Origin of the sequence: Nonomuraea cavernae (genome assembly GCF_014646355.1) — a bacterium.
Taxonomy (GTDB): Bacteria; Actinomycetota; Actinomycetes; order Streptosporangiales; family Streptosporangiaceae; genus Nonomuraea; species Nonomuraea cavernae.
This window is the reverse complement of the sequence record NZ_BMNH01000059.1, coordinates 1-6,834: the sequence shown is the minus strand read 5'-3', so window position 1 is coordinate 6,834 and position 6,834 is coordinate 1. Positions and strand designations below refer to the sequence as shown.

General features: G+C 62.4%; 9 protein-coding genes. 5 read left to right on the top strand and 4 right to left on the bottom strand.

Annotated features, from left to right (window positions below):
- The first annotated feature begins 303 nt into the window (after positions 1–303).
- Entirely contained in the window at positions 304–813 is a 510-nt protein-coding gene (locus IEY82_RS38620) for a hypothetical protein (RefSeq protein WP_189129259.1), read from the top strand.
- The gene (locus IEY82_RS38615; protein ID WP_189129258.1) at positions 813–2,459 is read left to right on the top strand and encodes an AAA family ATPase; all 1,647 of its coding nucleotides are present in this window, start codon (positions 813–815) and stop codon (positions 2,457–2,459) included. The genes IEY82_RS38620 and IEY82_RS38615 overlap by 1 nt, the downstream gene beginning before the upstream one ends.
- 199 nt (positions 2,460–2,658) lie before the next feature.
- Here the strand turns inward: IEY82_RS38615 and IEY82_RS38610 are convergent, their stop codons facing one another.
- The gene (locus IEY82_RS38610) at positions 2,659–3,393 is read right to left on the bottom strand and encodes a phospholipase D-like domain-containing protein (RefSeq protein WP_189129257.1); all 735 of its coding nucleotides are present in this window, start codon (positions 3,391–3,393) and stop codon (positions 2,659–2,661) included.
- A 145-nt stretch (positions 3,394–3,538) separates the two neighbouring features.
- Between IEY82_RS38610 and IEY82_RS38605 the strand changes: the two genes are divergently transcribed.
- From IEY82_RS38605 to IEY82_RS38595, 3 genes are read left to right on the top strand one after another with little or no spacing between them, the layout of a single operon-like run.
- Positions 3,539–3,883 (top strand): hypothetical protein, encoded by a 345-nt coding sequence (locus IEY82_RS38605; RefSeq protein WP_189129256.1) that lies wholly within the window; start codon positions 3,539–3,541, stop codon positions 3,881–3,883.
- A gap of 11 nt (positions 3,884–3,894) precedes the next feature.
- The gene (locus IEY82_RS38600; RefSeq protein WP_189129255.1) at positions 3,895–4,350 is read left to right on the top strand and encodes a GntR family transcriptional regulator; all 456 of its coding nucleotides are present in this window, start codon (positions 3,895–3,897) and stop codon (positions 4,348–4,350) included.
- Positions 4,351–4,408: 58 nt separating this feature from the next.
- Complete coding sequence (locus IEY82_RS38595; RefSeq protein WP_308016032.1) at positions 4,409–4,969, top strand: HD domain-containing protein; 561 nt, start codon at positions 4,409–4,411, stop codon at positions 4,967–4,969.
- On the opposite strand, the gene IEY82_RS38590 is transcribed toward IEY82_RS38595, so the two are convergent.
- From IEY82_RS38590 to IEY82_RS38580, 3 genes are read right to left on the bottom strand one after another with little or no spacing between them, the layout of a single operon-like run.
- The gene (locus IEY82_RS38590) at positions 4,966–5,466 is read right to left on the bottom strand and encodes a hypothetical protein (protein ID WP_189129254.1); all 501 of its coding nucleotides are present in this window, start codon (positions 5,464–5,466) and stop codon (positions 4,966–4,968) included. The two genes, IEY82_RS38595 and IEY82_RS38590, sit on opposite strands and share 4 nt — an antisense overlap.
- A gap of 30 nt (positions 5,467–5,496) precedes the next feature.
- On the bottom strand, positions 5,497–5,973 hold the full coding sequence (locus IEY82_RS38585; RefSeq protein WP_189129253.1) for an NUDIX hydrolase: 477 nt from the start codon (positions 5,971–5,973) through the stop codon (positions 5,497–5,499).
- Between the two features lie 3 nt (positions 5,974–5,976).
- A complete protein-coding gene (locus IEY82_RS38580) occupies positions 5,977–6,717 on the bottom strand; it encodes a helix-turn-helix domain-containing protein (protein WP_189129252.1) in 741 nt (246 codons plus the stop codon).
- Positions 6,718–6,834 lie beyond the last annotated feature (117 nt).

The window sequence follows — 6,834 nt, the reverse complement described above, 5'->3', positions numbered from 1 at the left end:
GCGATCCACCGCGCTTTCACCGGCAACCTCTGGATGCCGCCCGTCGCACTCGAAGTCTGATCAGCGCGTATCACCCAGCGTCACAAAACCTTCTGATTGCTTACCCATACGGGACGATCAGACCGCATGAGGCAGGGGTGCTGCACCTCGCTGCTGCGCAACCAGTCACAACAGCCCGTGTTGATGGCCACCCGGCATGGCGTGTCGGAGTACGTCTCCGCCACTTCCCAGTTGTTACGATAGTCGGCTACATCCATCCAGCCTGCTATGACCTAGTCTGGCCGCCAAGATCAGGGAGGCCCCATGCCGGCGGTCAGCCTGGCCGATCGGATGCTTCTACATCTGTCGACCCGCAAGAAGGCCGAGATACAGGCCATACCCGTGGGAGGAGGGTTACATCCTTTCCCTTTGACTGACGGGCTTCGCCAAATCGTCTCGGATAGGCTAACTTTTGCCGGCGAGCACCTCAGAATAGGCGACAAACTACTATTCGAGCTGCATTTTCGCGCTGCAATAAGTCGTCACTATTATGCCATGTACCACTCGGCCAGAGCGATCGTCTTCGCAGTGCATGGTGGTGACGACTTTCAACAACACAGCGTGCTGCCTCGCCATCTGCCAAACAATATGACGGACGCGACAGTCCGAGAAGTGCAGCTCACCGATGCGCGACTCCTGCGCAACGAGGCAGATTATGACTTATATCCAATAGGTCAGTCCGATTGGGAGACCGATGGTCGTCGACTGGCTACGGTAGCTGCGGATTTCGTGAAGGCCTGCGAGGACTTTGCCTTACTGAATGGAATAGTCTGATGCCAGATAACAGCTACATCGCTTTCGTCGAGCGATCTTTGGCGGAAGCTGGCATTGCTACGGAGAGAGTAGAAGAACGCCTCTTCCCCGGCGAACTATGGCTTATTGCGTTCGTTGCCCGAGAGTCGCTATTGCTTGCTCAAAGCATGGCAGGCTCGATAGAGCAAGGCCTCAGTTCGCTATCCCTTGACGGCGACTTTTCCATCACCGTCACCTTCCGAACCTCTCCAGAGTCCTCTACGGGTAGCAGCAGTACCACTCGACGCGGAAAACTAGCGAGCTCACAAGTAGATCAGCTAATACAACTGCTAGAAGCGCGATCCCGTACTTCTGATGCACTCCCAAGCCTGAGATACATAGAGGATCCGCGCGCTGGCCTTGCCGCTGTAAAAACATCTCGGCACCACATCATCTATGGACGCCGAGGAGTCGGAAAGACCGCCCTGATGCTTGAGGCTAAGCGTCATGCTGAAGGACAAGGTTATGTAACAGCATGGCTTAATGCCCAAATATTCAGGCGAACGAGCCCATCCGTCGCATTCCTTGTCGTAGCTGAGACTGTCATCGATGCTCTGCTTCGGCATGGAGGGTCGTCACAGTCGGATGCCTTCGCTCATCTGCGGCAGGTCAACCAAGCCATCGCTCAGGCTCGCGAGACGGGACTTCATACTGACATCGAGGTCGACAACATTCTCGCCAGCCTCAATAAGGCTCTGCGACCCATTCTTCGCGAAGACCTTGTGCGTCTCTATGTATATATAGACGACTTCTATTTCTTCCCCATTGCCGAACAGCCACTTCTTCTCGACTACATTTCGGCAATGCTGCGGGACTGCAATGGATGGCTCAAGATAGCAAGTATCGAACGTTTGACTCGTCCTTTCGAGCCTTCCTCCAAACTAGGCATCGAAATTCCACATGATGCCTCCAAAATCGACTTGGACCTTACGCTCGAAGAACCATCATCCACTCAAACATTTCTTGAGTCTATCCTTGTCGATTACACCATCGCCGCCGGGATTACCAAGCTGTCCCATGTAGCTGGGAAAGCGGCGTTGGGCAGGTTGGCTCTTGCGTCGGGGGGCGTCCTGCGCGATTACATCACGCTGTTCGCTTCCTCCATCGTGGTTGCGCGCGAGAAGCGCCTGGATCCGCAAGAAGTCGGGAAAGAAGACGTCTCTGGAGCAGCCAGGAAGTCTGCTGATAGCAAGAAGCGCGATCTAGAACAAGACGCCTCGGAGAACTCTGGGCTGCTATTGTCTACGCTTGAGCGCCTTAGCGCACAAGTTCAAGGTGAACGACACACATTCTTCCGCGTAGACTTCAATCAAAAGTCGCGACCCGGCTACGAAATTCTGGCTCAATTAGTGGACCTTCGGTTCGCCCATCTAATTCACGCAAGCCTCTCCGATCAACACAAAGGCGGCGTTAAGTACGAGGTGTACATGCTAGCCCTCAGCGAGTTTAGTGATGTTCGCCTGAAAAGAGGCCTCTATATTCTTGATCTCGAGAATGGAGAATGGTCCCTTCGTCTAACAGGAAGGGCGCAGTCGATCCGTAAGCTACGAGGCACTCAATTTCGTGACGCCCTGCGTCAGGCGCCACTTGTCGATGTTGAATATCTGGTCAACGGTGAAAGTAGCTGAGGTCAACGACTCACATACTTGATGCGCGCTAGTGCCAAGCGATGCAGGGGCCGCTGGCCGCGACCGGCCGAAGAGCCGCAGCGCGGCCAGCGAGCGCCTGCACACTGCGGGCCGCTTGAAGCGGCCCGCCTTGATGACGTACAGATAAGTTGCTTTCTGATCTTGGTCAGCGATCTTTGCTGTGTGCCGGTCTGCCTGTTCAGGCTCCATCTGAGACCGGTGTAGCTGTTGCCCAGACGCGTTCGAAGCTGGTCAGGTAGGTGGCTGCTGCTGCCTGTGGTCCGCTGGCTCGTAGGTGGATGACTGGTGCTTGGGCGGCGGGTGTGCCGTAGGCGTGGGTGTTGATCAGGAGGTCGTCGTCTGCGCGGTAGATCGAGTTGTACAGCACGGTTCTGTGGAGCCTGATCTCGGCCTGGTCGATGGCCATGAGGGGGCGGTAGAGGTTGAGTGCGTTCCTGACCCGGGCGGCCATGACGGCGGCTCCGATGGCTTCGTCCACGCCTCGCGCGGCCACCTCGGCGGCGTTCTCGTCGCCGAGCAGGATGCGCACTCTAATGCCGGCGCGGGCTTTGGCCGCCAGTAGGCGGATGGTGCCGGTGTCTTCGGCGAGGAACAGGCCGCTGTAGGTGAGGATGTCGATCTCGCGCGTGGCGGCCTGGAAGAGTTCGCGCCAGATGGTCTGTGGCACGGCCCAGCGGTGCGGGTAGACGGCCTGTACCTCTTCGGATATCGCCCGGCGTTGCGGTGTCACCTCGGGCCATAGGTCTGCCTCGTCGATCTGGAGCAGGTCGGCGACGGCCCAGCGGTGACGTGGGTGGGGGGTGCGTCCGTTGAGCCATCGGTGCACGGTTTTGGGGTCGACGGCGAGGCGGGCGGCGATGTCGGTGGGTTGGAGGCGGGCGTTGCTGAGGGCGTCGCGCAGGCTGTCGTTCATGGGGCACCTCCGGTGAGGCCTGGGCTTGTGCCTGGGAAGCTAACACGAGACGTCCCTAGACGTCCCTGAGTTGCGGTGTAAAGGTTCCAGTCGGCGGGCGAACCTCGATGTACACCGACCGTGACGACGAAGGGACAACCCGGTGATGAACGGCCTCAAGGAACGCCAGCGCGCCTGCCAGGAGGCGTTGCTGGCGGCGCTGCGCAACGAGCTGGTGGAGCGAAACGTGCCCGCGGGTTTCCTCAACGAGGACGACGGCCGTCCGGGCGTGGAGGTGCTGGACGCCACGGGCCGCCGCCGTCGGGTGTACGTGCATCTGCCGTTCCGCTGGTTCTACTGGGGCGACCGGCCGGACGAGCGAACCTCCTGCGTTCAGCTCATCGCCGCAGTGGAGCGCGTCGAGCAGGCCGCCAGGCAGGGGTGGCGGTACGAGCCGCAGGGCGAACTCAGCTTCAACCTCAACAAGATCGCCGACGCGTACCGGCTCTGAAACCCACATAAATGGTGACCAGGTGGCTGACCGGTTGGCGGATCTTTCCCCAGATCGTCGACCGGCTTCGAGAAAGGATCGAGATGACCACGTATCCGGTGGGAACGATGATGCCCTCAGAGGCGGAGCTGTGCGCCGAGTTCGGCGTCGCGCGCAACACGGTGCGGCGCGCGCTGGCGCTGCTGGAGGCCGAAGGGCTGATCCTGGCCATCCCCGCCAAGGGCCGGCTGGTCCTCGGCGGCGACAAGACAGGCGACGAGCCGTACCTGTATCAGACGGTCGCGCGGGAACTGCGCGAGCAGATCCAGCGCGGTGACCTCGCACCGGGCAGCACGGTGCCCAGCGAGGCGCAGTTGCGCCGATCGCACGGGGTCTCGCGCAGCACGGTCCGCCAAGCACTCGCCGTACTGGAACGGGAGGGCCTGATCGTGGCCGAGCACGGCCGCGGCCGGTTCGTCCGCAGATGAGACGTCCTGGGACGTCCTGGCGCTCGTACTGGATCGATCCCGGCACCTCGTGCCTATCGTGGGCGATGTGGGACAAACTGAATGGGCTCATGACCTCGCCAAAGAGCTGCTGGAGACGGCCCTGCCCCGGCGCTGGGCACACACCCAAGGAGTAGCCGCCCGCGCCAAGTCGCTGGCACCCATCCTCGGCGAAAAGGCCGACACCCTGACCGCCGCCGCCTACCTGCACGACATCGGCTACGCCCCCAACCTGGTCGACACCGGCTTTCACCCGCTCGACGGCGCTCGTTATCTGCGCGACGTCCACCAGGCCGACGGCACGCTGTGCCGCCTGGTCGCCCATCACTCCTGCGCGGTCAACGAGGCCCGCGAACGCTCCTTGTTCGACGCGCTCACCGCAGAGTTCGACGAGGAACGCCCGGAACTGGTGGAGGCGCTGACTTACTGCGACATGACCACCGGCCCCGACGGCACGCACCTCGACGTCACTCAACGGCTCGGGGAGATTCACTCGCGCTACGGCCCGGAACACCTGGTCTCCCGATCGATCACCGCGTCAACACCGTGCATTCTGGCCGCGGTGCGAGCGATCGAAGGGAAGCTGGCCGGAGAAGGTTAGTCGTCGGGGTCGCCGAACGATCTCCTGATCTTGGCTGCGCCGTACTGACCGGCGGGGTTACAGACTGGGCACGCGCAGGGCGGTCGCCCGTGGGCATCTGGCATGTAGCGCCAGCCGGTGACCTGGTTCACGCTGCGGATGCGGTGAATCTCTCCGGCGGCAACGGGGCGCGGAATGAAGAATTGGTAGCCGCGCGCGTCCTGCTGTGCCGCGATCAGCGCGGCGGCTTCGGTACTGGTCATCTGGCGAGGGACGCGACCGTAGTGGCCGACCTCCACCGGTTCGTCATCGGGCACTCGGAAATAGACGGCGACCAGCGTACGCTGACCACCCCGCCGCAGCTCGCGAACCCACTGATGGGTGATCTGGTACGACGGCAGCACCGGCAGGCAATAGACACCGGATGGCCCACCATGCGCGCTGCTCACGGCGCGGATGCCCCCACGCCGCACCGACCGCGTGTTCTTGGCCGCGGTGATGTGAACGAGCATGGTCATCGAGACGGTCTCCCCAAAAGCTGACGAAGATCAGCCAATGTAGGGCATGGCAGGCCCAGTGAGAAAGTGCTCGATGCGCATCCGCATCGACCTGTCCATGCGCAGAGACGCGACCTGCTCACGCGGCACCCAGCGGACCTCGCGCGACTCGTCGCTCGGCGTCGGCTCGCCGCTGATGGCTCGTGCGGTGAGGACGATGGAGAACTCTTGGCGGGCTTCGCCGTTGCTGGTGTAGAGGATGACGTGGCGGGGGTCGCTGTAGGTGCCGACCAGGCCGGTGATCTGGCAGGTGATGCCGGTCTCTTCGAGGGTTTCGCGGATGGCGGCTTGTGGGATGGATTCGCCCAGGTCGATGGCGCCGCCGGGGACGGCCCAGTTGTCGTTGTCGGTGCGGCGGATCATCAGTAGGTCGCCGGCGGGGTTGGTGACGATGACGTTCACGGACGGGACCAGGCTGTTGGGTGTGGGGGCGTTCGGGTCGTCGTAGTAGTCGATCCGCTTGGCCATGGCTCAGGACCCTATCGGCCGGGCTCGGTCCCAGACGCGTTCGAAGCTCTCGGTGTAGGTGGTGACCATGTCGCCGCCGATGACCTTGCGCAGGTGGAAGACGGGCGCGTTTCCGGCGGGCACGCCGTACACGTGGGTGTTGACGAGGAGTTGGTCGTCGGCGCGGTAGATGGAGTTGTACAGCACGGTGGCGTGCAGCCGGAACTCCACGTTGGGCCGCCCGATCAGCGGCCGGTACAACACGAGGACGTTGCGGATCTTGGCGGCCATACCGTCGTCGATGCCCTCGTCCGCGCCGCGCTGGGCCACTTCGGCGCAGTCGGGGTCGCCGAGCAGGATCCGCACCTTCACTCCGGTGTCGGCCTTGTCGCCGAACATGCGCACGATGCCGGTGTCGTCGGCGAGGAACAACCCGCTGTAGACCAGCACGCCGATCTCCGCCGAGGCCGCTGAGAACAGTCGTCCCCACACGTCCCTGGGGACGGCCCAGCGGTGCGGGTAGACGGTGACGATCTCGCTCTCGGACGCTGAGGCGACCTGGTCGCGGGTGAGCGCCTCCGGCCACAGGTAGGTCTCCTCGGCCTCCAGGTAGGAAGCCACCGCAAAGCGGTGCTTTCGGTACGGCGCGCGTCCCTTGGTCACCCACCGCTCGACCGTTTTGGGGTCCACTTCGATGGCCTGCGCGAGCTGGGCGATGCTCACGCCGCGCTGCAGCAGGGCCGCCCGCAATCTCTCGTTCGCCATGTCACCTGCCTGAAGGACGTCCGGGGACTCGGCCATCGTAGGCCGGACGTCTTGAACATGTCCCGTCGTGTAGTGATCTCGTCCTGACTCTCCGTCGCATTCTCGGTTCGCAAGCAA